This window comes from Seonamhaeicola maritimus, assembly GCF_008056315.1.
Classification (GTDB): Bacteria; Bacteroidota; Bacteroidia; order Flavobacteriales; family Flavobacteriaceae; genus Seonamhaeicola; species Seonamhaeicola maritimus.
On record NZ_VRKQ01000008.1, the window covers coordinates 1,635,462 to 1,662,369 of the forward strand.

Annotated in this window: 24 protein-coding genes; 16 read left to right on the forward strand and 8 right to left on the reverse strand. The window is 34.7% G+C overall.

Annotated elements, in window-relative coordinates:
* Positions 1 to 61: 61 nt before the first annotated feature.
* From FUA22_RS06735 to FUA22_RS06745, 3 genes are read right to left on the reverse strand one after another with little or no spacing between them, the layout of a single operon-like run.
* Complete coding sequence (locus FUA22_RS06735; RefSeq protein ID WP_170309862.1) at positions 62 to 667, reverse strand: LutC/YkgG family protein; 606 nt, start codon at positions 665 to 667, stop codon at positions 62 to 64.
* Positions 633 to 2,000 (reverse strand): LutB/LldF family L-lactate oxidation iron-sulfur protein, encoded by a 1,368-nt coding sequence (locus tag FUA22_RS06740; protein WP_147767130.1) that lies wholly within the window; start codon positions 1,998 to 2,000, stop codon positions 633 to 635. The genes FUA22_RS06735 and FUA22_RS06740 overlap by 35 nt, the downstream gene beginning before the upstream one ends.
* A gap of 2 nt (positions 2,001 to 2,002) precedes the next feature.
* Complete coding sequence (locus FUA22_RS06745; protein WP_147767131.1) at positions 2,003 to 2,755, reverse strand: (Fe-S)-binding protein; 753 nt, start codon at positions 2,753 to 2,755, stop codon at positions 2,003 to 2,005.
* A gap of 411 nt (positions 2,756 to 3,166) precedes the next feature.
* Between FUA22_RS06745 and rhaT the strand changes: the two genes are divergently transcribed.
* The 10 genes from rhaT to FUA22_RS06800 all read left to right on the forward strand — a co-directional run bounded on the left by rhaT (position 3,167) and on the right by FUA22_RS06800 (position 11,843).
* Positions 3,167 to 4,219: an L-rhamnose/proton symporter RhaT gene (gene rhaT, locus FUA22_RS06750; RefSeq protein WP_147767132.1), complete on the forward strand. Its 1,053-nt coding sequence runs from the start codon at positions 3,167 to 3,169 to the stop codon at positions 4,217 to 4,219.
* 806 nt (positions 4,220 to 5,025) lie between these two features.
* Positions 5,026 to 5,367, forward strand: coding sequence for a single-stranded DNA-binding protein (locus FUA22_RS06760; RefSeq protein ID WP_147767133.1), 342 nt, complete (start codon positions 5,026 to 5,028; stop codon positions 5,365 to 5,367).
* Between the two features lie 76 nt (positions 5,368 to 5,443).
* A complete protein-coding gene (locus FUA22_RS06765; RefSeq protein ID WP_147767134.1) occupies positions 5,444 to 5,887 on the forward strand; it encodes a JAB domain-containing protein in 444 nt (147 codons plus the stop codon).
* Between the two features lie 15 nt (positions 5,888 to 5,902).
* The gene (locus FUA22_RS06770; protein WP_147767135.1) at positions 5,903 to 6,100 is read left to right on the forward strand and encodes a hypothetical protein; all 198 of its coding nucleotides are present in this window, start codon (positions 5,903 to 5,905) and stop codon (positions 6,098 to 6,100) included.
* Between the two features lie 445 nt (positions 6,101 to 6,545).
* Positions 6,546 to 7,124 carry a BfmA/BtgA family mobilization protein gene (locus FUA22_RS06775; protein ID WP_147767136.1) on the forward strand — a complete coding sequence of 193 codons (579 nt, stop codon included), beginning with the start codon at positions 6,546 to 6,548 and terminating at the stop codon, positions 7,122 to 7,124.
* A 2-nt stretch (positions 7,125 to 7,126) separates the two neighbouring features.
* Positions 7,127 to 8,146, forward strand: coding sequence for a MobB family relaxase (mobB, locus tag FUA22_RS06780; protein ID WP_147767137.1), 1,020 nt, complete (start codon positions 7,127 to 7,129; stop codon positions 8,144 to 8,146).
* Between the two features lie 10 nt (positions 8,147 to 8,156).
* On the forward strand, positions 8,157 to 9,737 hold the full coding sequence (locus FUA22_RS06785; protein WP_241664774.1) for a type IV secretory system conjugative DNA transfer family protein: 1,581 nt from the start codon (positions 8,157 to 8,159) through the stop codon (positions 9,735 to 9,737).
* 140 nt (positions 9,738 to 9,877) lie between these two features.
* Positions 9,878 to 10,126, forward strand: coding sequence for a hypothetical protein (locus FUA22_RS06790; RefSeq protein ID WP_147767138.1), 249 nt, complete (start codon positions 9,878 to 9,880; stop codon positions 10,124 to 10,126).
* A gap of 168 nt (positions 10,127 to 10,294) precedes the next feature.
* Entirely contained in the window at positions 10,295 to 10,894 is a 600-nt protein-coding gene (locus FUA22_RS06795) for a hypothetical protein (RefSeq protein ID WP_147767139.1), read from the forward strand.
* A 37-nt stretch (positions 10,895 to 10,931) separates the two neighbouring features.
* Positions 10,932 to 11,843 (forward strand): nucleotidyl transferase AbiEii/AbiGii toxin family protein, encoded by a 912-nt coding sequence (locus FUA22_RS06800; RefSeq protein ID WP_241664775.1) that lies wholly within the window; start codon positions 10,932 to 10,934, stop codon positions 11,841 to 11,843.
* A gap of 436 nt (positions 11,844 to 12,279) precedes the next feature.
* Here FUA22_RS06800 and FUA22_RS06805 read toward each other — a convergent pair whose 3' ends face one another.
* Complete coding sequence (locus FUA22_RS06805; protein WP_241664776.1) at positions 12,280 to 12,585, reverse strand: helix-turn-helix domain-containing protein; 306 nt, start codon at positions 12,583 to 12,585, stop codon at positions 12,280 to 12,282.
* Positions 12,586 to 13,398: 813 nt separating this feature from the next.
* Here FUA22_RS06805 and FUA22_RS06810 point away from each other — a divergent pair.
* From FUA22_RS06810 to FUA22_RS06820, 3 genes are all read left to right on the forward strand, one after another.
* Positions 13,399 to 16,458 (forward strand): SusC/RagA family TonB-linked outer membrane protein, encoded by a 3,060-nt coding sequence (locus tag FUA22_RS06810; RefSeq protein ID WP_147767141.1) that lies wholly within the window; start codon positions 13,399 to 13,401, stop codon positions 16,456 to 16,458.
* 19 nt (positions 16,459 to 16,477) lie between these two features.
* On the forward strand, positions 16,478 to 17,911 hold the full coding sequence (locus FUA22_RS06815) for a RagB/SusD family nutrient uptake outer membrane protein (protein WP_147767142.1): 1,434 nt from the start codon (positions 16,478 to 16,480) through the stop codon (positions 17,909 to 17,911).
* A gap of 80 nt (positions 17,912 to 17,991) precedes the next feature.
* The gene (locus tag FUA22_RS06820; protein ID WP_147767143.1) at positions 17,992 to 20,298 is read left to right on the forward strand and encodes a zinc-dependent metalloprotease; all 2,307 of its coding nucleotides are present in this window, start codon (positions 17,992 to 17,994) and stop codon (positions 20,296 to 20,298) included.
* A gap of 166 nt (positions 20,299 to 20,464) precedes the next feature.
* On the opposite strand, the gene FUA22_RS06825 is transcribed toward FUA22_RS06820, so the two are convergent.
* The 4 genes from FUA22_RS06825 to FUA22_RS06840 all read right to left on the reverse strand — a co-directional run bounded on the left by FUA22_RS06825 (position 20,465) and on the right by FUA22_RS06840 (position 22,735).
* Positions 20,465 to 20,707, reverse strand: a complete 243-nt coding sequence (locus FUA22_RS06825) for a DUF6520 family protein (RefSeq protein ID WP_147767144.1) — start codon at positions 20,705 to 20,707, stop codon at positions 20,465 to 20,467.
* Between the two features lie 35 nt (positions 20,708 to 20,742).
* Positions 20,743 to 21,210, reverse strand: coding sequence for a MauE/DoxX family redox-associated membrane protein (locus tag FUA22_RS06830; RefSeq protein WP_147767145.1), 468 nt, complete (start codon positions 21,208 to 21,210; stop codon positions 20,743 to 20,745).
* A 103-nt stretch (positions 21,211 to 21,313) separates the two neighbouring features.
* Positions 21,314 to 22,273, reverse strand: coding sequence for a helix-turn-helix domain-containing protein (locus FUA22_RS06835; RefSeq protein WP_147767146.1), 960 nt, complete (start codon positions 22,271 to 22,273; stop codon positions 21,314 to 21,316).
* 84 nt (positions 22,274 to 22,357) lie between these two features.
* Entirely contained in the window at positions 22,358 to 22,735 is a 378-nt protein-coding gene (locus tag FUA22_RS06840) for a DUF7793 family protein (RefSeq protein WP_147767147.1), read from the reverse strand.
* Positions 22,736 to 22,939: 204 nt separating this feature from the next.
* Between FUA22_RS06840 and FUA22_RS06845 the strand changes: the two genes are divergently transcribed.
* From FUA22_RS06845 to FUA22_RS06855, 3 genes are all read left to right on the forward strand, one after another.
* Complete coding sequence (locus FUA22_RS06845; protein WP_147767148.1) at positions 22,940 to 25,336, forward strand: aminotransferase class I/II-fold pyridoxal phosphate-dependent enzyme; 2,397 nt, start codon at positions 22,940 to 22,942, stop codon at positions 25,334 to 25,336.
* 81 nt (positions 25,337 to 25,417) lie between these two features.
* Positions 25,418 to 26,209 (forward strand): RteC domain-containing protein, encoded by a 792-nt coding sequence (locus tag FUA22_RS06850; protein WP_241664777.1) that lies wholly within the window; start codon positions 25,418 to 25,420, stop codon positions 26,207 to 26,209.
* Between the two features lie 270 nt (positions 26,210 to 26,479).
* Positions 26,480 to 26,758 carry a helix-turn-helix domain-containing protein gene (locus FUA22_RS06855; protein ID WP_147767150.1) on the forward strand — a complete coding sequence of 93 codons (279 nt, stop codon included), beginning with the start codon at positions 26,480 to 26,482 and terminating at the stop codon, positions 26,756 to 26,758.
* Positions 26,759 to 26,908 lie beyond the last annotated feature (150 nt).

The following is a 26,908-nucleotide window of genomic DNA, read 5'->3' on the forward strand; positions in this document are numbered from 1 at the left end:
GTAAAACGCGGTTAAATTAATTTTAACCGCGTTTTTAGTTATGTATATGTGATTAAAAACTTTATACAAGTAAAACGGTTAAACTCATGGCACCATGGGCACCAACAACCAAACATTGCTCTATATCGGCTGTTTTTGAAGGACCAGAAATAAATACGCCAAAGTTACGATCTCTTTGAGCAATTTGGTCATAGGCTTCAAGCATATGAAGATGTATTTTTTCCTTCTCAAGTATTATTACTAAATCATTTGTAATAAAAGGAAGCACACGTATAATGCTACTATTTGCGGTTACCCAAATAGCACCATTTTCTGAAACTCCTAGGTCTCCTTCAATAATTGCTAAATCAATATTCTCAAGATTATGTGGGTCTGTGCTTTTATCAACCTGAACAGTCCCTAAAATAGATTTATTGGTTGTGCTTATAATGTTGGTTTTGTTAGGATATTGTTCTTTTATTTCGGCATCAATAGTTTCCTTATCAACTTCTCTAACAGTTCCACCAACTATGGCAATATTGCTTTTAAAAGTTTCAATTAAATCAATCGACTCATCAAATGCTTCCTCGTTAATATCAGGTAAAGGCAACAACTCTGGCTTGTTTTTCTTTATTGATTTTAATATAGCTTCTCTACCCATTTTTATTTCTTTTTTTATACCAATCATCAAAATTATCATTTTTTACTTCAGGTAAATCTCTAGCTTTTCCCCAAGCATTCAACTTATTGTAAATCATAAATTTTGGCGCATATTTAAGTGCAAAACGTGCAGATTTACCAGCCAATTTATAAAGCTTTGGTTTAGATAAAACAACACCTGCTGTTTTCATAATAGATTTTTTTAAAATCGGCTGTTTTTCTTCTTGGACTATAACTTGTCTCCATTTATATAATTGCTCGTGGATATTTATTTTAACAGGACACACATTTGAACAAGAGCCACATAGGGTAGAGGCAAACGGTAGTGAACTATGTTTTTTCAAATCTTTTCCTGGGGAAAGAATGGAACCTATTGGTCCTGGTATTGTATAGTCATAACTATGCCCCCCACTTCTTCTATATATAGGGCATGTGTTCATACAAGCTCCACAACGAATACAATGTAGTGATGCTCTAAAATCCTCTCTACTTAATTGTTCTGTTCTGCCATTGTCTACAATTACAATATGCATTTCTTTACCTTCTTCAGCCTTATTAAAGTGAGAAGAATAGGTAGTAATAGGTTGTCCTGTGGCGCTTCTAGCTAATAACCTTAGAAATACACCTAAATGTTTTTCCTTTGGAATAATTTTTTCAATTCCCATGCAGGCAATATGCACTTTAGATAAGTGTACTCCCATATCGGCATTTCCTTCATTCGTGCAAACAACAACACCTCCGGTATCAGCCACTGCAAAGTTAACTCCGGTAATGGCGGCATCAGCTTTCATGAATTTATCTCTTAAGTGTTTTCTGGCTTCACCAACTAAATACTCAGGATTACCTCCACTTGGTTTTGTTCCTAAATGTTCTTGAAACAATTCATCTACTTCTTCTTTTGTTTTATGTATGGCAGGAAGTACAATATGGCTAGGTGGCTCTTCGGCTAATTGAACAATACGCTCTCCTAGATCGGTGTCTACTACTTCAATGCCTTTGGCTTCTAAATAGGGGTTCAAATGGCATTCTTCTGTTAGCATAGATTTGCTTTTAACAACCTTTTTGGCATTGTGCCTGTCTAATATGCTGCTAACAATCTCATTATGCTCTTGGGCGTTTGAGGCCCAATGAACTTGAACACCATTACTCTTGGCATTAGATTCAAACTGTACCAAGTATTCATCTAAATTTGATAGAACATTGGCCTTAATTCCAGATCCAAGTTGCCTTAAATATTCCCAACCTTGCACATTATGTGCTGATTTATCGCGTTTTTCCCTTACATACCACAAGGCTTTGTCATGCCAGTTGACCTTTGATTCGTCTTTGTTAAATTCTGTTGCTCGATTAGCGTGACTCATAACTATAACGTACTATTAAGTATTTCGGCAATATGCATCACCTTTAATGGTTGTTTATTTCTGTTTACAATGCCTTCAAGATGCATTAAACAAGAATGGTCTGCTCCAGTAAGAACTTCTACATCACTATCTAAATGGTCTTGTACTCGGTCTTTACCCATTTTAGCAGAAATAGCTTCTTCAAAAACAGCAAAGGTTCCTCCGAAACCACAGCATTCATCTTTTCTATTTAGAGACATAAGTTCTAATCCTTTTACGCAGCTTAATAAATCTTCTTCCGTCGAATAATGTTCACCTTGTACCTCTGAACAAGAGCCTAGTTTCAAACCTCTTAGTCCGTGACAACTTTTGTGCAATCCAACTTTATATGGGAACGATGCTCCCAAATCAGTCTTTCCCAATATTTTCACTATGAACTCACAAAGTTCATAAGCATTTGCTCTTACTTTCTGAACTTCTGGAGTTTGTTCTAAAATATCAAAATGTTGTTTTATATGGTAGATACAGCTTCCAGAAGGGCCAACTATAAAATCATATGTTTTAAAATTTTCAACGAAATGATTACATATACCTTTAGAGTCTTCTTCGTATCCTGAATTACCTAAAGGTTGACCACAACAGGTTTGCCCTTGAGGATAAACAACATCTACATCTAATTTTTCTAATAATTCTAATGTTGCGATTCCTACTTGCGGGTATAATTGATTTATATAGCAAGGGATAAATAAGCCTACTTTTATTCTTTTTTTATTCATTTGTTTGTAACAATACTAAACTAAAGATAAAAATATAGTATTGTGAATCATTCGCTGTCCTGTTCTGACCTGTTTTAGTAGAATGCTAATCTTAAATTGTCTACTTCTAACAACGTAATTTAATATTTCGCTTTAATTAGAATTATTATTTTTGGTATTGCAATGAGCGGTACAGTACAGGATAGAGTCCTTCAATTCAAAGTTTATTTTCGTCATAATTATTTTAATTATTGCATGAATAGACTTAACCACATTTAAACTGGCAAAAAGTTTTTACAAGCAAAAGGTCTAATCAAGAGTCTTATTATCAACGTGTTATTAATAGGGAGTATTTTGTTAATGAGATTGATAAACAAGAGAATTTAAAAATTTAGGACATTAAAAATTCGTTAAAAAACTAATTATAAAATTATGCAAGCATTATTAGGAGTAATATTTCATTCATTAGGCGGAATTGCCTCAGGTAGTTTTTATATGCCATTTAACAAAGTTAAAGGTTGGGCATGGGAAAGTTATTGGATAGTTGGTGGTTTAATGTCTTGGTTAATTGTTCCTCCTTTAGCTGCCTATTTAACTGTTCCAGGATTTTTGGACATCATTGCTGCTGGTTCTAGCACAATTGTTGGTTTTACCTTTTTAATGGGTTTACTTTGGGGTGTAGGAGGTTTAACTTATGGATTAGGAGTGCGATATTTAGGAATGTCTTTGGGTAATTCAGTTGTACTTGGTTTTTGTGCTGCATTTGGTGCTATTGTGCCTTCAATATATTATAATTTTAATCCTATGGAAGGGAAAGTGTCTTTTACAGATATGCTAGGATCTTCTGGAGGTCAAATTGTATTACTTGGTGTTTTAGTTTGTCTTATTGGTATTGGGCTCTCAGGTAGAGCAGGTATGTTGAAAGAAAAAGAACTTTCTGACGAAGAAAAAAAGGCAAGTGTTTTAGAATTTAATCTTGTAAAAGGTTTAATTGTTGCTGTTCTTTCAGGTATTTTAAGTTCTTTTTTTAGCTTTGGTATTGAGTCAGGAAAGCCTTTAGCAGATGCTGCGGTAGAAGCAGGATATGATCATTTATTTGCTAATAATGTAACCTTTGTGGTTATTCTATGGGGAGGTTTAGTAACTAATTTAGTTTGGACAACCATACTAAGTATTAAAAATAAAGCGTATAAAGATTTTACAAATAAAAGCACACCAATCCGTAACAACATACTTTTTTCAGCATTGGCAGGAACCATTTGGTTTTTACAGTTCTTCTTTTATGGTATGGGTGAAAGTAAATTAGGTAGTGGCGCAAGTTCATGGATTTTGCACATGTCTACCATTATTCTAACAGCAAACTTTTGGGGTATTTACCGCAAAGAATGGAAAGGTGTTGCTAAAAAAACCAAATGGACTATAACAGCTGGAATTGCGGTTATTCTTTTATCTGTGGTTTTAGTGGGGATTGGGAATTCTATTTAAGGTAAAATTTACCATTACATGTCCTTATTGAAACAGCAAATTTATTGTTGATTGTATAAGTGTTTTGGGCTTGGGCTGGTAGTTTTGGGTGTTCTATTTTATATCAATCCAATTTGAGGTGTTCTTGTCTTTTGTTACACTTCCAGCTTAGTTGTTATGTGGAATATTATTCTTAGTATTTAGTAAAAAATTTCAAAAACGATAATTCACTTCATTTTAAATGAGTCGTCCTAAAATAGGTTGAGAGTTAATAAATAATTAAATCAAACCAGAACATCTAGATGTTCTGGTTTTTTATTATGTATAAAGTTAGGTGTTTTCATGTTAAGGCTCAAGTGAGGTCTTTTGTCATTATAGGTTTCTATAGAACTCTTTATTGACAATTCTTAAAAATCAGTATTTGGTCTAGTCATTTTTTAAAGGGTTTATAATAAAAGAAGCCTCTGTTGTTTTTCGGGGCATCGAAAAACAGGTATGGCACAAGAATTCTAAATAAAACCTCATTAACTTCACGCGTTTAACTTTCCGTACACTTCTTTGTAAAGAGGTTTAAAAAGAATTTCTAAGTACCATCATGGAACTTGTCAAAGACTATACAAGTTTTAGAAATAAATAAGGTTTCACTTCCTTGAAAATCCAAGGATTTTACTACGTCGCAGAAGCTCCTGATTTATTCCTAAAAGTCTTGACAAAACCCACTTCGTTTATTGTGCTATGCACGAAAGAACTCAAACAAACACCCCTTAAAAAAAGGGAAATTATTAACAAGTCTATCTATTTGATAGGCATCTAAAAATTTTTAAGTTATGAGTACATTAAAGAACAAAGTACAATTAATCGGGAACATAGGTCAAGAACCTGTAATCACCATGTTAGAAAGCGGAAAAAAAGTTGCCCGTTTATCATTAGCGACAAATGAGAGTTATAAAAACTCTGAAGGTGAAAAGCAAACGGATACCAATTGGCATACCCTTGTCGCTTGGGGTAAGACCGCTGACATCATTGAAAAGTATGTAACCAAAGGCAAAGAAATTGCCATTGAGGGAAAATTAAACTCAAGGTCTTACGATGACAAAGAAGGTAATAAACGCTATGTAACCGAAGTGGTGGTTTCTGAAGTGTTGTTATTAGGAAATAATAAAAACTAAACTAAAAATTAAGAGGGTGATACCGTCGAAAGTGCACCCTCTTTTTACATCATTATCCCTCAAAAGCAATTAAATAATGAAACACAAAGTTAACGAAATAAAACTAAGTTATAAGGAGCATTTAAAGACTTCTGTAACGATAAAAAGCTCTAAGGAAGTTAATGCACTTTTATACAACTATTGGGATAAAAATACCATCGCACTTTTTGAGAGTTTTAAAATAGTACTATTGAATAATTCTAATAAAGTAAAAGGGATTTGTCAGCTATCTATAGGAGGTATATCTGGCACAATGGTAGATATAAGGATCTTGTTTGCTATAGTCCTTAAATCTTTATCGGTGGGCATCATTTTAGCTCATAATCATCCTAGTGGTAAATTAAAGCCTAGTGAAGCAGATAAACAACTTACCGAGAAGATAAAGAAAGCAGCAGAACTTTTGGATGTTAAAGTACTCGATCATTTGATAATAGTCCCAAATGGAGACTATTACAGTTTTGCCGATGAAGGCATATTATAATTTAAACATTCGATTATGATACATTTGAATTATAATAATCTGGAGACAGAAACCCAAGAACGTTTATTGTCCAAATCCAAAGAAGAGATACAGTCTAAATTTGGAGATGAACTCAAAGTATTTTCAAAACAACACGAATTAAACTATGATGAACTGCTATACGAAGAAGCCGTAAAGAATTTATATAATTATAAATTCAAATTTCAGATATAAGAAATTGACAAAACAATGAATTAAGACCTTGGAGAAATCTAAGGTTTTTTTATACAGTTTCTAATCCGTTTTTTGAGAAGCTTAGGAATATCTGATGTCTTATTTTCAATATTGAACAAAAATCATTTAAACTAGTTTGAAAACTGTTTAAATGAGAACAAACCCTGTTTCGTTTTCAAAGGATTTATCTATAACTTTAATAAGCCATCATAATCTTAAAAATGCAACTGACTTTACAGTCAGGTTGTTTGGATTTTTGTCACGCTTTGGCGTGACGAAAAGGAGAAGCAAGAGGGTAGCGTGCTATCGCAACGCTACATAATCCATTTGCTTCGCAAAGCCCTGTTTATATGGGTTTAAGCTGGATGATGAAAAAGCATAAAATGGTGATTTGCCGCAAAAACGTTCAAATCACCAATAAAACGGCAAATTTTTGCAGCAAAAAATGATAAAGTTTTCAGAATATAAGTTCTCAGGGGTCAATTTTAAAAGGAAAACCGCCAATAGGTTTAGAAGTTTTTCTAAAAACATTTCACTGTCCAATACTGAAGCTTTGGAGGCTATGTTAGACTTTTTTGAGATTCATGAGATTTCACCTATGGATTCCATCGAAGGCAGTTTAAGTGCCATTGAAATCAGAATCAATAGAAGAATAAGTGCTGCCATTGCCATAATCAAGGACATAGAGAAAAGTCAAACTCTACCAACAGTTGCCATGTTACAGTCGTTGTTTGAGCAACAATTTGAACCGGAAAACGACAACGAATTTCTTGACGAAGATTTTGAATTCATAGAGAAGAAGTTTGAGGATGTTGAAAGAGGAGAAGCATGTGTCGAGGAAACGACCGTTCCCAAAATAAGATATGATCGATTGGAGGAAAAAATGGAACTGCTTAAAGTAGATTTTAGTTATGTATTGGAACATGTGAAAAAAGTTAAGAGCAGCTTCGGGAAGGACTATTTAAAAATGGAACTAACACTAGAAGAAATAGAAAAGTATAAACGAACGATCAAAAATTTATAAGTATGTATATAGCCATTAGTAAGCAAAGCCAAGGAGAAAATTTTAGCGGCAGTGTTCGGGACTTTGTTAAATACCTGGAAAAAGAAAACGAAGAAAATAATCTAGGGCTCCAGGAATCTTTTTTTGACCAGTACAATGATAATATCCCTGCAGAAGAGGTCATCGCACAAATTGATAATAACACATCTAAACTTAATAAGAAAGATCCCAAATTTTATTCCATGGTGGTGAGCCCATCTCAAAGAGAATTGAAGGCTATCAATAATGATCCTGAGAAACTAAGGCAGTATATAAGAGCACTTATGAATGACTATGCAGCTTCTTTCCATAGAAATGAAGTAGTCAAGGTTGATGATATAAAATACTATGCAAAAATTGAAAAGGAAAGAACTTTTAAGGGTACCGATAGGGAAATACAGGAGAACCAACCTTATGCGACCAAGATATTAAAACTCAAAAAAGAAATAAGGGCTATTGAGAACGGGGAATTAAAAGTCAATATAAATCGCATTAAAAAAGAGATCGAACGTTTGGAAACCGATGCGCCTCACCAAATTAATGGGAAAAGAATTGTTCGGGGCATGAAAAAGGATGGCATGCAGAACCATGTCCATATTATAGTTAGTCATAAAGATGCAACCAACACTTTCAAACTGTCTCCTTTATCACAGCATAAAGAAAACGAGACCATTTTAAATGGAAAAAAAATCAAGCAAGGTTTTAACCGTGACAAATTTTATAAGGCAGCAGAAAAGACCTTTGATAAGACATTTAATTATAAGAGAAACTTTGTCGAAAGCTATATGGCACGAAATGTATTGGATAAAGATCCTAAACGTTTTCTGGGCATGTTGGCAGGACTCCCTACATCAGAAAAACAGGCCGCATTTAAAATGTTATTTAAGGCCGGTGTTAAAGTACCAATCATTCCAACCAATAAGGTGCAGTTAGCCTATAAAACCCTAATGAAACTTAAAAAAGGTGTGGAAGTAGCCATTAACTCGGGCTCAATAGGCGTTTAAACAAAGCATTATGATAAACTCACAACTACTAATTCCATCATTAATCTTGGGAGGACTTGTTTCTTATATGGTCAACAAATATAATCGTCAAGGGGCTTTTATGATATTCATGTGCTTGATTTTGGCTTCTGTCATTATTGCTGCGATGGTAGAATTACAAGCGTTGCTAAAAGCATTACTCCTTTTGGTTTTACCATGGCAATTTATAAACCTTGTATGCTATGCCTATGGAAGGAGCACCGAAGGTCCAATAATCCGAAAGGAATACAAAGTGGTTATGAAAACCAGAGGAACTAATCTGATTTTAGAAAATATTCGAAGAGGGATCTCAGTAATAGCAGCGGCAGGAAGTGGAAAAACAGAAAGTATAATCTTTAGCCTGATGCAGCATTTTAAAGACCATAAGTTCTGTGGTGTTATCCATGACTATAAGAATTTCGAAATAACCGAAATGGCATTTCCCTTATACCTAAACAGTGGAAACAAATTCTATATTGTTTCTTTTGACCCTATTCATTCTAGGGTAAACCCTATTGCTCCAAAATATTTACCGGATGAAGAGAGCGTTTATGAAGTTTCAAGAGTGCTCCTGGAGAATTTAATGGAGACCAAAGAATCTGATAACAATAGTACCTCACGGTTTTTCAAAGATGCTGTAGAAGGGCTTATCAGTGGACTGATTTGGCGTTTAAAGATGGATTATAAGGATTATTGTTCGATACCACATTTAATGGCCCTTTATCAGCAATTGGGGACCAAAGGACTCATAAAATTCTTAAAAGTTGATTTGACCTCCAGAGCCATGGCCGATGCCTTTATTAGCGGGGTAGGATCCGAAAGACAAACGGCTGGTGTGAAAAGTACCTTGGCGAATGCTTTTAAAAAAATTAGCACCAAAAAAATATTCATGGCATTGTCATCCGATGATATTCCTCTCGATATCAATAACCCCGAAAACCCTTCTGTTATTTGTGTGGTCAACAACCCTAAAAAAGATGCCTCATTATCACCGGTCATAGCTACTATTTTACACACCATAACAAAACAAATGAGTGAACGAAAGCGGTTGCCTTCGTTTATACTATTAGAGGAAGCACCCACCATTAGGCTCTTACATATGCACCGCATCCCGGCTACACTGAGAAGCTATGATATAGCAACAGTTTATGTGATGCAAGATAAAATCCAGAATGATATGTTATACGGTGATAAGGCCAGTAGAGCCATACTTAGCAATTTGTCCTATCAGTTCTTTGGAAAAGTTAATGATCCGGATACAGCCAAGTACTACGAACGATTCTTCGAGATTGTTAAGAACCCGACCAAAAGTATTAGCAAAGGAACGGGACTTACTTGGGAAGCCCGAATTACTAAAGGAGAAAGAGAAGTTCCCAAAAGAAGAGCTGAAATCTTTTTTAGATTGAAACAGGGGGAGTTTGTAGTATTCGCAGATGGTAAGGATAAAAAGGTACGGTTTAAGCGTCCACATATTTCTAAGGAACTCCCAAATCCTCCAAAGGCTTATACTGAAGCAGAATTGGAATTAAACTTCAACAGAATCTACAATGAGGTGAAATCTATGTTTAAATAGTTTATAGTGTGAAATTTATCTCTAAAGGATAAGAAGTTGACTGTAAGGGATTAAATAGTATGAACCTAGTTAAAAGGACTTATTTTGTTTGAAACGCAACTAAAATCTTTCTAAATTCATTCCATTGAATCAAGAAACATATGGAACACACTGAACTGACATACATTCTAGCTGCCAATAAAGTAGCTATGGAATTATTTAAGGAATCTAAAGAAACCCTTATGAATTCTAATTGTTATGATTTTATGGTGTATCGATTTTCTAATTGGAATGCCATTATGGAAGAATTAGAGGAATGGGAAGACTATATTGATATTAATGAATCTGCATATCATGAATTATATAGTAATATTTGTTTGAAGTTTAGGGGGCTTATAAAATATCTCTAATCTTATTCTTTTCAAATCGTAGTATTTAGTATTGTTTTTTTAAATTACTACCACCTGTGTTAAATGTTGTAAATCAATATTTTATTTATTATATTTGCATATATTTTAATTTAAAAATCATGCATTTTGGTATGGGATTTGTTGTATTATGCTTAAAAGAAATTAGATATGAGTAAGTTAAAAGCATTAGTAAAACACCTTAGACGTGGTAATGTATATCGTAGAGCCGACTTGGAACAATGGTCTAAAGCTGTCGATCGTCATTTAGGTGAACTTTTAGAAGATGGAACACTTCAAAAGCTTTCACAAGGACTTTACTATTATCCTAAAGCAACACCATTTGGATATGCGCCACCAGACGAGAAGACCTTGGTGCGTAGTTTTCTTAAGGATGATATGTTTCTCTTGACCTCCCCAAATGCTTATAATAGCCTAGGAGTTGGTACTACACAGCTTTATAACAAGCGGGTTGTATATAATCATAAACGCCATGGTGAATTTGAATTAGGGGGACGAACCTTTTTTTTTCATATAAAGCCACGTTTTCCAAAAACACTGACTACTGAATTCTTATTGGTTGATTTGGTAAATAATCATGAGACGCTTGCAGAAGATTTGGAAGATGTCTTATCAAAGGTTCAAAGTAAAGCGGCAACAATGGACCTAAAGAAACTTCAAAAAGCGGTCAAAATGTATGGTGGTGTTAAAGCGAAGAAAGTGTTTAGGTCTGTATTAAATACCTCAGAACAACCTCAATATGCAGCCTAATAATTATCTTCATCAGCGTGATGATTTCGTTGATCTATTGCGGATTATAGAACAAGATACGGGAATTCTAGTTCAACTTATTGAAAAAGATTACTGGATTATGCATGCTCTGTATGGGCTTAAAAAACAAGGACTGGATTTTGAACTTAAAGGTGGTACATCTTTATCTAAAGGCTATAAAATTATAGATCGCTTTTCTGAGGATATAGATATTCATATTAAACCGCCCAGTAAGTTAGAAGTAAACGAAAATCCAAAAAACACCAAAAGTAAAAGCGTTCAATCCCGAAAAACATTTTATGATTGGCTTGCCAACCATATCAAAATTGATGGTATTGTTTCTATTGAAAGAGATACGGCTTTTGATGATGAAGCCTATTACCGCAGTGGTGGTATTCGTTTACATTATGAAGCTAAAACGGGCCATGTCGATGGTGTAAAAGAAGGAATATTACTTGAAGCTGGATTTGATACCGTAACCCCAAACTCTCAAATAACAATAAGCTCGTGGGCCTTTGATAAAGCAAGCGGTAGTCCTAACATATCTTTTATTGATAATCGAGCCTTTGATATAGCATGTTATCACCCAGGATATACATTTGTGGAGAAACTACAAACCATTGCTACAAAATACAGGCAAGAACAAAATGGGGGAGCGGTGCGACCAAATTTTATGCGTCAGTATTATGATGTATATTGTTTGTTGGAACATAAAGATGTGCAGGATTTTATTGGAACAAAAGCCTATCATGAACATATACAAGCACGTTTTCCTAACGCTGACTTAGTAGTGCCTATGTCACAGAATGAAGCTTTTTTATTAAACGACCCTGAAATACGAGATGCTTATAGAAAACGTTATGAGAGTACAGCTTCACTGTATTATAACGGCCAGCCTGATTTTGAAGAATTGCTTGCAAGAATTAAGAAGTATATTGGGAAGTTGTAAAGTAGGTTTGGTATTCTATAATAAGGATACTTCTAAATGGGATCATATTCTCATTTTCTATAAAACTTTTCCGGGGTGGAGAATCCCTCTTTCTCCGCAAACTACAATGGCTTTTTAGTCCAATAATGGTCACCAACATAGAATTCAGTTCCTATTTTAAATACGAGTTGCTTCCTTGTCGGTGCAGTTACATGGAGTATTATTTTTTCCACATTTGTCTTTAAAAAATAACAGAATTTAGATTATTGATTATTTTAAATTAATCACAATTTGTTTAAATATGGAATTTTTGATGAAATGTAATTCCTTTTAGCCTGGCAAAATGAAAAGGCGAAAATCCATACGGATATACCAATTTCATAAATTGTCAAACGGAATTTTAATGTTTTTAAATAGACAATTATAGAATATTGAAGAATTTTGGATGAATTAACTATTAAGCTTCAATCTCAAAATCAAATAATTCTTTGGGATGAATATCTAAGCCTTTTGAAAGTTCTAGTATTGAAGATAACGTAATGTTAACCCTACCTTTCGAAATTTTGCTAATATCACTTCCATCGATATTACACCCTTGAGCTATTCTTTCATAACTATATCCCTTTTTTCTTCTTATTATGTCAATTCGAGAGCCAAATAGTAGCAGGAAGTCTTCTTTTTTGTATTCTGAGTCCATTGTAAATAGTATGTAGTTAGCAATCTCATCAGATTTCAAAAAAAAAACATGGGTTTTCTGACCCATAAATTAATATTTTTAATATATTAGTACCTGATTATATATATTTGCGATTCTTCGTATTAAAAATATTTGAAGCTATCGCTTTGAATCTCTGAATAGAAAACTGGTAATTTTTTGCAGATGAGATGATAAGTAGATTGGCTCACGACCTAGGCGTGAGCTCTCTTATCTCTGCATGGTATACCAGTACCTCTATTCAGGTAAGTTGAGTTTCACGCTTTTTTTGGTTACTGTATTCAACAATTCAAGGCACTAGTTTTAATTTTATTCAGGAGCCGTAAGTTTTAAATAGGTCATTTACAAACTAAACGTTCTATATTAATTGGACTTTACAAAATCAGATCATAACGGAATGGATGCTAATTACCCCAACTTTTGGAGTGGTATCAGCTACAGGTCTGGTAAAACCAATTATGAACTCCTGTTTGTAAAAAAACCTAAATGCCCCATATAGGCAATTTTTGTTATGGGATTGACGATACAATTTTCTTTCGGATTACGACAACCCCCTTTTTATCCCATAACCATACGATTCACTTTTTAATGGTATCCGAACCAAGGATTATTAATAGCTAGCAAAGTAGTGCTTAAGCCTTAGGTGTGCTTTCTTTTGATTGGCAATAAACGCCATTCATATAAGATGGGTTTTCATCTAAGGTTAAAGCGCATATCCTTAACATTTTTAAAACTAATAAAACACAAAACCGCCTATGAATAGACACTAAAAATAATAAAGCCTCCTAGTAAACTTTTGCAGGGTTCTTAGGAGGCGTTTATGGATTAAACAAATAAATGTTCAACTTCTAATTCAAAATTATGAAAAATAATTATAAAACTAAGGGTAGGAGCCTCCTATTCTATATTTTTTGCTTCTCGTTTAGCTCATTGTTTACTAATGCCTTAACTACTACACATGACTGGCATAGAACTGGCTGGGAGTACATTTGTGACCAACAGCCTGAAGTTCATGGCACCATAACAGACTTGTCTGGAATGCCTCTTGCCGGTGTTCATGTGGTGGTACAAGCTACTAAACAGGGGGTGGTTTCTAATATAAATGGTAGTTATACTACAAAAGCAAACCCAAACGATACCCTTATTTTTTCAGCACTTGGGTTTATTACGCAAACTATAGCCATCAATAATGCATCTGAAATTAATGTGCGCCTACAGGAGGATGTTACCCAATTAGATGCCGTAACGCTTAATGCCGGTTATTATACTGTTAAGGATAAAGAACGCACTGGTAGTATTGCTAAAATAAGTGCTAAAACCATAGAAAAACAGCCTGTGAATAATCCGCTTAGTGCCATGCAGGGGCATTTAACAGGTGTAAATATTGTACAGCAAACAGGAGTTCCTGGGGGTGGTTATAGTATAGAAATAAGAGGGAAAAACTTTATAAATGGTAGCACCAATCCTTTGTATATCATTGATGGTGTACCTTATGGAGGTCAGTCTTTGGGGGCGGTAGAGGTGTCGGGCCAAATTAATGGAGGCAATATCAATCCGTTAAATGCCATGGATCCTACTAGTATTGAAAGCATTGAAGTGTTAAAGGATGCCGATGCCACGGCCATTTATGGTTCTAGAGCAGCCAATGGGGTGGTACTAGTTACCACAAAAAAAGGGAAAGCAGGAAAAACACAGGTCAAGGTTAATTTAAGCAGCACCCTAGGACGTGTATCTCATTTCTTAGATTTAATGAATACCGAGCAGTATTTAGAAACCAGAAGAGAAGGAGTAACCAATGATGGTTTTGGTGCTTTTTTAGATATGCCGGCTTTTGATTTTATTTGGCCAGATATAAAAACATGGGATTCTAATCGTAATATCAATTGGCAAAAAGAATTGATAGGGGGTACCGCTTATAGAAACCATGGGCAACTCTCAATTTCTGGTGGTAATGAACAAACCCAATTTTTAATAAGTGGTGGTCATCAAAAAGAGACCACCGTATTTCCGGGTGATTCTAAATATAAAAAGACCGCTATACATAGTTCTTTAAATCACCAGTCTTTAGACAAACGATTTAAAATAAACCTATCAACTAACTATACGGTTGAACATAACAAACTACCGCGTACAGATTTTACAAGTATGGCTTATAGGTTAGAACCTAATGCTCCGGAATTATATGATGAAGCAGGTAATTTAAACTGGGAAAATAATACTTGGGATAACCCATTGTCATCATTAAAAGAAGATTATCAAGCAAATATAAATACATTGATGGCCAATGCAGGCGTATCATATAAGTTCTTACCAAATCTACAGTTTAAAACCAATTTGGGTTATAATAATTATGGGCTTGAATCTTATAGAACATTACCAAGTTCAGCAAGAAACCCTAGTTTTGGTTTTACCCCAGAAAATTATTCATCTATAACAACCAATAGTTCTAAAAGAACATCTTGGATTGTAGAGCCGCAATTGCACTGGGAGTCAAAATTTGGAGACGCTACTTTAAATATTTTGGTAGGAACCACGTTTCAACAACAATCTACAACTCAATTGGTTCAAAAAGCTACGGGGTTTCCTAATAACAGCCTTATACAAAATCTTTCTGCAGCAACCACACATGAAGTAAGACAAGACAGTGATAGTGAATATAACTACCATGCGCTATTTGGTAGAATTCATGTAAACTGGAAGGACAAATACTTTTTGAATGTAACAGGCCGTAGAGATGGTTCTTCAAGGTTTGGTTCTGGTAAGCAGTTTGGTAATTTTGGAGCTGTTGGTGTAGCATGGGTATTTTCAGAAGAAGATTTTTTAAATGATAGTAACATTTTAAGCTTTGGAAAATTACGTGGGAGTTACGGAACTACAGGTAGTGATAATATTGGTGATTATAGGTTTCTGGACACTTATAGCGTTACCGGTTCTGATTATAATGGAACCACAATATTGGAACCTACAGGGATTTTTAATCCCTTATTTGGTTGGGAATCCAATAAAAAACTAGAAGTAGCTCTAGAGCTAGGTTTTTTAAAGGATAGAATACGTCTTAATACAGCATGGTACAAAAACCAGTCTTCAAACCAGCTTATAGGTATGCCGTTAGCTGCTACAACAGGTTTTTCTGAATTAACAACAAACCTAAAAGCTACTGTAGAAAATAGAGGTTTTGAGATAGAGTTAAACACGGTTAATATACAAGGCAATCATTTTACGTGGCGTACAGCATTTAATATAACAGTGCCCAAAAATGAACTAATGGCGTTTCCCGGGTTAGAAACATCAACCTTTGCCAATAGATTTATTATAGGCGAACCTTTAACGGTGTTGCGTTTATACCATGCTTTAGGAGTCAATCCAGAAACAGGTATCTATGAGTTTGAGGATTATAATGGTGATGGTAACATTAGCAGTGTAGAAGACAGACAATGGCTGGAAGATTTTGCACCTGAGTTTTATGGCGGTTTTGGAAACACGTTTAGCTACAAAAATATAAGCTTAGACGTGTTTTTCCAATTCAAAAAACAAAAGGCATATAATTATTTCAGTTTTCAGGCCATTCCCGGATATAGGCGAAATGCCCCAGTTGAATTATTAGATCGATGGCAGGAGGAAGGAGATAACCATCCTATCCAAAAAGCTTCGGCAGGTTTATCTGGGGGCTTGGATACTGGGCAATTGCAAGCTAGTAGTAGTGCGGCTGTGGCGGATGCCTCTTTTATCAGGTTGCGAAATGTTTCATTGAACTATCATGTGCCTAAACATCTGAGTCATGGGATGGATATAAACCTCTATTTACAAGGACAAAATCTATTAACCATAACTGGGTATAATGGTCCAGACCCGGAACAGCCCTCATACCTTATTTTGCCACCACTGCGTCAAATTACCCTAGGACTACAACTGGTTTTTTAACCTTAAAATTTTTAGAATTATGAAACTTAATAAAAATTATAACTATATAAAAGTATTTGGGCTTAAAGCCTGTTGGAAAACAACACTTTTTTTGAGAAACATTTTATGTTTTTTTGTAATCATTGGAATGACGGCTTGTACTGATTTTGTGGAAGTAGATGCTCCAAAAAACACCTTGATTTCTGAAACTATTTTTGAAGACGCCGCAACCGTAGAATCTGCATTGGCTAATATTTACTACCAAATGAGAGAACAGGGTATGGTATCGGGTAATAATGGCTTAAGTGTTTTAATAGCCGCGTACTCTGATGAACTTGATTATTTTGGTTTTGATGGTAGCAATCAGGAGCTTTATAGTCATACGGTAACTTCTGCTAATACTGTGGTGTTGGGTTGGTGGCGTGCTGCTTATAAGTTAATTTATGCTGCTAATGATATTTTAAAGGGACTGGAGGGTACAACAACCTTAAGTTTAGAGCATCAAGAACAATTTAAGGGACAAGCACTTTTTGTTCGCGCTTATTTGCATAGTTTATTAGCTGCTATTTATGGAGATATCCCTTTTATAAGTACCACCAATTATTTAGAGAATAATACCGTTGCTCGAATGGCTGTAAATGAGGTTTATGAGAATATTATCACAGACCTTATTAGCTCTGTAAGTTTGATGAGTGATGATGACGTAACTGGTGAACATGTATTACCAAACCAATCAGTTTCAAAAGCTTTGTTAGCAAGAATGTATTTATATACTGAACAATGGGCTTTAGCAGAATCTGTGGCTTCGGAACTTATAAATCGCCATAGCTTGGAATTGGATATCAACAAGGTTTTTTTGAAAAATTCTTCAGAAACCCTTTGGCAATTTAAAACCAATGGAACTACACATTATAACACCTATGAGGCCAATCAATTGGTTATAAGGTTTATTCCCGGTCAATCCTATGCATTGACCAATAACCTATTGCAGGCTTTTGAAACCGGGGACTTAAGATATAGTAAATGGACAGCAAGTAAAACAAGTTCTGACGGATTGACTACGTTGCAATATGCTAATAAATACAAAGCTATTTTTAGTGAAACCACTTCTTTGGAGTATTCCATAATCTTCCGTTTAACTGAACAATATCTTATTAGGGCAGAGGCTAAAGCTCACTTGGGTGATGTAGCTGGTGCGCAACAGGACTTAAACGCTATAAGAAATCGAGCAGGTTTGGCCAATACGATGGCTACAACTACAGAGAGTCTATTGGATGCTATACTTAAGGAACGCCAAGTGGAATTGTTTACCGAACAAGGGCATAGGTGGATAGATTTAAAACGAATGCATAAGGCTAGTGACGTGTTGAGTGCTATCAAGCCAGCTTGGAAGGATTCCAATGTATTATTACCTATCCCTGCTACGGAATTGGAAGTGAACCCTAATTTAAAACCACAAAATTCAGGTTACTGATTTGATATGAACGCTGTGTTAATCCTTCTTCCTGTTATGAATATAGTTGACATGGCAGTTTATTTAAAACTTTTACCATTATGAAATATTTCATCTTAATGTGGTTTTTATTGATCTATTATTCAGGGTTTACCATAAACCCTGATAATGATCTGTACAGTAATAAATCAATTTCAGAGGTTCTTGAAAAGCAATCCTTTTTGACATCGTTTATTGAAGAAGATCAACTTTACTTAAACATTCCTAATCAGCTTATTGGTAAATCTATTCTTTTTGTGAGGTATGATCAAAGTCAAGAGTTTAAATATATGCAAGTAGTTTGGGCACGGTTAAATGACAAGATCTTATTGAAGATTCCCAGGATTCAATCTTCGGCTGGAAACATTATACCACTGAATGATAACCCTTCACTTAGGGAGAATATTATGGCCGTATTTCCGATAAATAAAGAGTACAGTAATTCAATGGGTTATTGTGTAAACATCACCAATCTTGTTTTGAATCAAGGAATTGAATGGACACCTGGTTTTAGTGAAACTCTTAAGCCAAAACTTTCATTTTTAGAGCAGGTGAAAAACTTGCATAATGAAGTGATTATTAGAACCAAAAGAGGTTTGGTTATTAACCAGTCTAAGGTGGTAATCCCTGTTCATTTTAGTTTTTGCGCATTGCCAGAATTAATGAAACCGAGAAAATTTGATTACCGCATGGGTTTTTTTAATGAAGAAAAGAATAGTATTAGTCATGGCATGAAAAATACCAAGGCTAATATAATCAGGTGGCGTATTGAAAAGCGAAATAAGAACAAAAAAATTAGCGTACCAATTAAACCAATAACATTTATTCTTTCTCCAGAGATTCCAGAAAAATGGAGACCCTATGTAAAGGCAGGGATAGAATCTTGGTTGCCAGCATTTGAATCGGCTGGTTTTAAAGATGCCTTGGTTGTTAAAGAGGTAGATAGTCTAAATTATTGGCAAACTTATAGTGTTAATAGTTCTATTGTGCATTGGGGTGATTACAGAAATGTGAGAGGTTTTGAAGATGCTGGAGGTGGTACGGTATTAGATATTATTGATTTGAGATCTGGTGAAATTCTTAAAGCAGACATTCATTTGGGGGCGACTCTTCAAAAGCTAGCTGATATGTATTTTCTTAGATGTGCTCCATTAGATAAACGAGCGCATAAATATCCTTTTCCTGATGACCTTATGGGAGAACTCATTAAGTCTTTAACAGCCCATGAAGCAGGACATGCATTCGGAATCATGGACAATAACTTTGGTGAGTACAGTTATCCTTTTGAGATGATGAATGATAGAAATTGGTTGAAAAAAATGGGACATACACCAAGTATTATGACCTATGCAAGACACAACAACATCGCGCAACCAAAGGATAGTATACCAGCGTCATTACTTATTCAAAAAGTTGGGCCAACAGATGTATACTATATCAAATGGGCCTATACATCATTTCCAAATACTGTTTCAATCAATGCTGAATTAGTTGAATTAGAGCGCATCATAAGAATGCAGGATTCTATTCCATGGTATAGATACAATAATGGTAATTATGAGGTTGTTGGACCTGGGTGTACAAATGAGGTGGTTGATAATGATGATCCAATAAAAAGTGCAGAAATGGCACTAAAGAATCTTAAACGGGTTATAGCGCTAATTCCGAAAGTCAACTATGGTCAAACTGATAATGCCCGGGTGGAACGGCTTTACAAAAAAACATTGGAGCTTTGGTATCATCATATGAGGCATGTGCTTTCTCTTGTTGGCGGCTATGATATTCACTATAAAGCTATAAGTCAGGGTGGAAGCATATATACGCCCATTAATTGGGAACAGCAAGAAGCAGCAATTGGTTTTCTGGTTAAGAATGCGTTTAATCCTCCATATTGGTTGGTGAACCCTGAGTTTGGTTACAAAATAAACTACTCCGTTTACCCAGATAAGATATTAGATTACCAACAAAGAATCTTGTTTGAGTTATTGCGGCCTCAAAGGATGAAAAGATTGGAACAAATGGAAAAAATCAATGGCTTTGAAGGTGCTACTGGTAGGTTTTTGCAAGTACTCCAGTTGGGATTATTTGATGAGTTAAACCAAGATTTAGAGGTTGTAGAAGCACGAAAGCAGGAGATTCAAAATACCTTTATAGATAAAATGGTTTGGGTGATTAAACAGAGGCGCGAGCATGTGAACGCTGATGATAAAATTAATGATTACACGGACTACTCAAGAGGACTCATACTGGAACAGTTAATATTTTTAAAGGAAAGTCTGGAAGAGAAATTGAAAATGGAAATAAGAAAAAAAACTATAGGACATTGGAAACTATGCCTAATGACATTGAATGAAGCCAAAAAAAAATAGAAATAACCTTGGCGTTAATTTTAGAAATGAATTAAACCGGATTAATAACACATTAAGAAATAGGTAAACGAAGCACTTTGTTTATCTGTATATTCAGTTTTTTGAATTAGTCAAAAGGTGTCCTGATTTCAGGACACCTTTCTTTAACTAACTAGTTAACTACAGACTAATTTTTACGTAAAGGTGTAGTTAAGGACGCTTCCTGATACAATTGATGTCCATTAAACTCACAAGAAATGGCTCCGGAAGGTTGGCATTCATCGCCAATGATAACTGACTGCACACCTAAAATAGGGTGATTGTAATATGCCGTTTGACTAACGTAATTGTCTTCTGCTGCAAAGGCAAAACCAACTGCTAGTAAAAGAGCGAAAGCTGGTAAAATGAATTTGAAAACTTTTGATTTCATAATATTCTGTTTTTAAATTAATGGCCTACTCTTTTTTACAGGTTTTCAGCCTTATCCCTGTCACTACGTAGTGTTTTTGTTTTATGAACTTTAATTGATAATATACCTGTTAGAGAAAGAGCAATAAATACACAATTGAATATTATATGTTCTTTCCACCCAAGAGTTGATAATATGCCTCCGCATGAACATGGTATCGAATCACTAATATTTAGAATTACAATTATATATGTGGTGAATACAAGCAATAGTAATAGGCTCATATAAAAGGCGGTTAGTTTATGTTTAGGGAAAAGAAATAATACTGCAATTATTAATTCTGTTAAGGGAACAGCCCATGCAATCCAATTAGCATATGAAGCGATAAAAGGAAATCCTGTTAATTGAGCTTTAAAATGTTCAAAATCAAGAAACTTGTTTGAGGCGGTATAAACAAATAGCATTATTAATATAATGCCTATAGTATTTGTTAGAATTTGATATCCTTTATTAGAACCATCCATACCTTTTGATTTGATATGGTGAAATTCCTCAATAAAATTTATTTGTAAAGGATAGTTTTTTGACTGTAAAGGATTTAGTTATAAAAGTGTCAATTAAAGGTGTTTATTCATCCCTATTCAATGATTTTTTACGCAAATCACTCGGGGTATATTCATAACGTTTTTTAAAAGTTCTGGAAAAGTGCGAGATACTTTTAAACCCGGTCATATGAGCAATGGACTTAAGAGATTGGTCCGTGTATTGAATCATCATTTTTGCTTTTCTCAATCGTTCAGCGGTTAAGAAGCGGTAGACCGAAGTCCCATATAATTCCTTGAAACCATACTTTAATTTGAATTCATTAGTTCCTAACTGAAGCGCAAAATCTTTTAACGAAGGCAATTCTTTCTCTAAGTTGTTAATAATGATATCATGACCTTCACGTATTTTTCGAATATCTTCAAAACTTAATCTGAGTTTAGGTTTTCGGGAATCAATTTGTGTTTCATCCTGCGCAAGACTATGGTTTTCATTGAACTGAAACACACTTCGCTTTAACTCATTTTCTAATTTATCCTGTCTATTAGAATGGTGAATAACGGTTATAAGTACTTTTCTCTCATCATTGTTTTTGCCATTAAAGGTTGTAATATGGCAGGTTTTAGGAATCACTAAGTTTCCTTTGGTTTTAAAAGTTAATTCAAACGACGTATCGGAAAACTCCTTTTGCATTCCTGTTTTCCAGAAATCTTGCCATTTTGATAAGGATGTTTCAGTTAAAAAATCAGTAAAATACCCTCCAATAATATCAGTATGTAATACAGACAGAATATTACAAGTTTGTTGATTGACCATTTGAATCTGTCCCTTCTCATCAAGAATAAAGCTCATCTGAATCACTTCCATAATGGTGCTATTGGAATTTACATAACCTTGATGCAGCATGGTTTCCTGTATTTCTTCTGCCAGTATGTTTAGTGTCAAGCCAAGAGCTTCTATATTGTCATTTTTTGTAGATCGCTCTAAACGATAAAAGAAATTACCAGAAGCCATTTCCAATAGCATTTGGTTAATTCGTTGCATTCTGTGTTTTTTTTTGGTACTCACATTTTAGGAATTTGGGTTTCTATAATTTTTATGTGAGAGAAAAAAAGGGGTTTAAGCTAATTATATGTATTTATTTAAAAATAGTAAAGCGTCTTCGATATGTTCAAAGGATTGTGTTGGAATAGGAGGGGTACTGGTGCGTATATAAAGTTCAGATAACATCTCGGAAACAGGAGGCTCTACGATAACAGCAACGGCCTTTATTAATGTGGACCCCTCAATAGCCACATAAGCTCTTGCCGGTTTATTAATGATTTTAATACCTCGGATATCACATAGTATGGGAAAGGACTGCCCTTCTTGCAACAGTAATCTGTCTTTGACTACTTGGATAGCAGCATCTAAATCTATGGAAACACCTTGATGATAGACAATATGTAAGATGCCATCATCTAGGAACCTATAGGACGCATAGTCATTTTCAAAATAATTTCGCATTAGTAATAGAAAACTGGTTTTTCAATATAAACTTACAAAATTATCAACACAATCATTAACCATGCATTGATTATCACCAGTGAATGTTAGCTTTTGTTTGCCTACTAAGGATTATAAGTTTACCCTAAAGGATTTTGAAATGAAGTAATTTTCTAATTTCCTACAGATTCAGCTAAATTATATGACAAATAAATATATAATTAGATGGCGAAAATAAAACACAACAATTTTTTAGACACAGTAAACGAGGTTTTCACAGATGCGAAACAAGAAGGTGTTATGCATTTGTATGCTCAAGGAGATGATTTTTCTGGAAGAACAATCGGTATTAATAATAGGAAACTATTTCATTTTGGAACCACTGGATATTTGGGATTGGAACAGGACCCTAGACTGAAAGCCGCAGCTATAAATGCTATTTCTAAATACGGCACACAGTTTCCACTTTCCAAATCTTATATCTCCAACCCACTCTATAAAGCATTGGAAGAGAAAGTTACCGAGATGTACCAGAATCCGATAATAATCACTAAAAATAGCACTTTAGGGCACATGGGAGTGATACCAAATGCTGTTAGCGACCAAGATGCTATTATTTTAGACCATCAGGTACATTGGAGCGTTCAAAGTGCTGCCAAAGTACTAAAGAACAGAAGTGTTCCCATTGATATGATTAGACATAACGATCTAAATATGCTGGAGGATAAGATAAGGTCGCTTTCTGATAAGCAACAAAGAATATGGTATATGGCTGATGGTATCTATTCCATGTATGGTGATTTTGCACCGCTTAAAGATTTAAAATCCCTGTGTTTAAAATATCCACAATTACATCTTTATATTGATGATGTTCATGGAATGAGTTGGATAGGGAAAAATGGAACAGGCTATGCTTTGAGTCAATTAGACGAGCTTTCTGAAAACATCTTATTATTTGGAACGCTAAGTAAGACTTTTGGAGCAAGTGGTGCCGTGCTAGTCTGTTCCAATAAGAAGATGTACCATGAAATAAAAACCTTTGGAGGACCTTTGACGTTTTCTGCGCAACTTGAGCCGGCTTCGGTGGCGGCGGCAACAGCCTCCGCGCAAATTCATTTAACACCTGAAATCTATGAGATTCAAAATGATTTGAGGGAGCGTATAGAATATTTTAACAACTTATTAGAGGACACCGATTTGCCGCTTATTGATAAAAATAATTCTCCTGTCTTTTTTATTGGTACAGGCATGCCTAGGACAGGTTATAATTTTGTTAGCCGACTCATGAAAGAAGGGTTTTATGTAAACCTGGGTATATTCCCCGCAGTACCCGTAAAGAATACTGGAGTGCGTATAACCATATCCAGACACAATGAGAAATCGGAAATCGAAGATTTGGTTGCCGCCATGGTGTATCATTACCCAAAAGCTTTAGAAGATACTCATACCAACATCCAACGGGTATGCAAAGCATTTAAGTTAGAGGTAAAGTCAGTGGTAGAAGATAAAGAACAAGCAGAGGTTATCGTTAAAATTGAAGATTCCATCTTGAAAATTGATAAGACCTTATGGAATAATCATGTTGGTAAGCATGGAGTTTATGATTGGGAGGGGCTTAAATTTTTGGAACAAACATTTAGAAATAATGAATTAAAAGAGCATAATTGGACGTTTCATTATGTGATTATATATGATAGTGGCCATAAGCCTATAATAGCAACCTTTTTGACCGTAGGGTTATGGAAAGATGATATGCTGGCAAAAGTAAGTGCTTCTAAAACTATTGAAGAGGAAAGAAAAACAAATCCCTATTATTTAACATCCAAAGTACTGAGTATAGGCTCGCTCTTTACTGAAGGGAATCATTTATTTATTGATGAAGAGCATCCGTTAAAGCAGCAGGCGTTACATGCACTTATGCAATCTGTAGAAAGCTTGGAACAACGTTTTAAAGCGGAAATGGTCGTGCTTAGGGATTTTTCCGAAAAGGATAGCCTACACCCTTATTTTCAAGGCCAGGGTTTTGTTAGAGTTCAAATGCCTAATTCATGTAAAATTCATCTTGAAGTTAATGAAACTATAGAAGAGTTTATAACAAAGTTATCATCAAGAAATAGGAGGCATTTACGAAAAGAAATATTGGAATATGAGCCTTTGTTAAAAATTGAAGTTATGAAAGCGTGTAACAAAGAGCAATTAAAACAAATCCAAGAATTATATGCTCAGGTACATCAAAATAATTTAGGACTGAATACGTTTTCCTTTCCAGAAAAATTATTTCTGAATATGTCTGAGCACCCTAATTGGGAATTTATTACAATTAGTTCACAAGATAAACCAACTCAAATTATTGGAGTTATGCTTTGTTATAACAATGAAAATCATACATATGTACCTGCTTTTGTTGGCATGGACTATCAGTATCTCAGGGAATTTTATACCTATCGTCAGTTATTATATCAAACTATTAAACGAGGCATAGAATTAAAATTTAAGCATATTGATTTGGGAATGACAGCTTCTTTTGAAAAAAGAAAACTAGGAGCTTTAGTAGAAGAAAAATATGCCTATATACAAACGTCCGACAACTACACTATGGAACTCTTGGGTGTTTTAGAATGATACCTCTTTAGAGCAGCTAAGATTTGTGTCTGAGTGAAATATCAAAAACATATTTTAGAATTTGAAAGTAAATTAGAATCTTTGGAATCTTGCAAAGATGATATTTTGCACAAGGCTGAACATGGTATTGCCCATACTGAAACATGCATTAAAAAACTTCGAAATGAAGTGGTTCAAAAAGGGTTTATTTCAACTCAAGAAGAAATACATTTCTTTAAGCATATTAAGCCACAAATCTTTAGCAAGCTCATTTACTATGTTAAACTGTTTAATATTGAAAGCAAACGTCCTAGAAGCAGCTCTAAATTTCAGGTTAAATATTTAAACCATCAAATAAACAAACTTCAGCTCTACTTCAATGAAAATTTAGAGTTTTATCACTACTATCGCAGAGGAGCAACAACCTTAGATGAACAATATTTTGTTCGGGGGAAGTCCGATTTGCGATCTTCAACAGAATCTTTTCACGCATTTATAGACGAGCAATTCTCAACTTGTCAGGATAGTACTGTGGCAACCATAATAGCATTTGATATGTTGATTGTGTACTTAAAGCAGGAAATTGAAAAATTAGAAGCGCATAAGGATACTATAAAAACAAATACCATGAGGGAGACATCTAAACTATTTTGGACTGGAAGTAAGACAGAATTAATTGAACTAATCTATGCCTTAGATAGCAGCGGTTCAATTAATAGTGGCACTGCTGATATTAAAATGGTGGCATCCGCATTTGAACAACTTTTTAATATAGATCTAGGGCATTACTACCATACGTTCATAGAAATAAGGGCTCGAAAATGTAGTAAAACGAAGTTCTTAGACAAGCTGATTGACTTACTAAAGCGACGTTTTGATGAGGCAGATCAATAACCCCAAGGTGCCCCCAAGTTGGGATAATTATTGGACCTCTGAAATCATATTTTTTACGAGTAATTGTGAGTTTATTGTAGTACGCCTCATGCTATTCTATTATAAATATCTCTCAAAATAAATGGAAGAAAAAAAGCCCCACCTTGGGGTTAACTATGGATTAAGTATGCATATTCTTATTCAAATTTGTCAAACGAAAGTCAAATCGAAGCAAAGTCGTCATTAAAAAATGTGATCATTGGCGGCTTTGTTTTAAAAAACATTTAAAGTATGGCAGCAACAATTATTACCACCGAAGATCTTCGGGAATTCAAAATGGAACTACTTGATGATATCAAACAATTACTCAGTAGTCAATCTGGTCAAGTAACAAAGAAATGGTTAAAATCACCTGAGGTAAGAGATTTATTGGGCATTTCACCTGGGACCTTACAAAACCTGCGAATTAATGGCACATTGCCATATACCAAAGTAGGAGGCGTATTGTATTATGATTATCAGGAAATCATGCAAGTGCTAGAAGATAACAGAATTCATAACAAATTTTAAGGATTGCAAGAAATCAATTACATCAAACATCTCAATGCTGTGTTTGAACAGTTTTCTAAGGACACTCGTTTGAATCCAACACATATTAGCCTCTATGTTGCTTTATTTCAGTTATGGAATAGCAATTTCTTTAAAGACGAATTTTATATC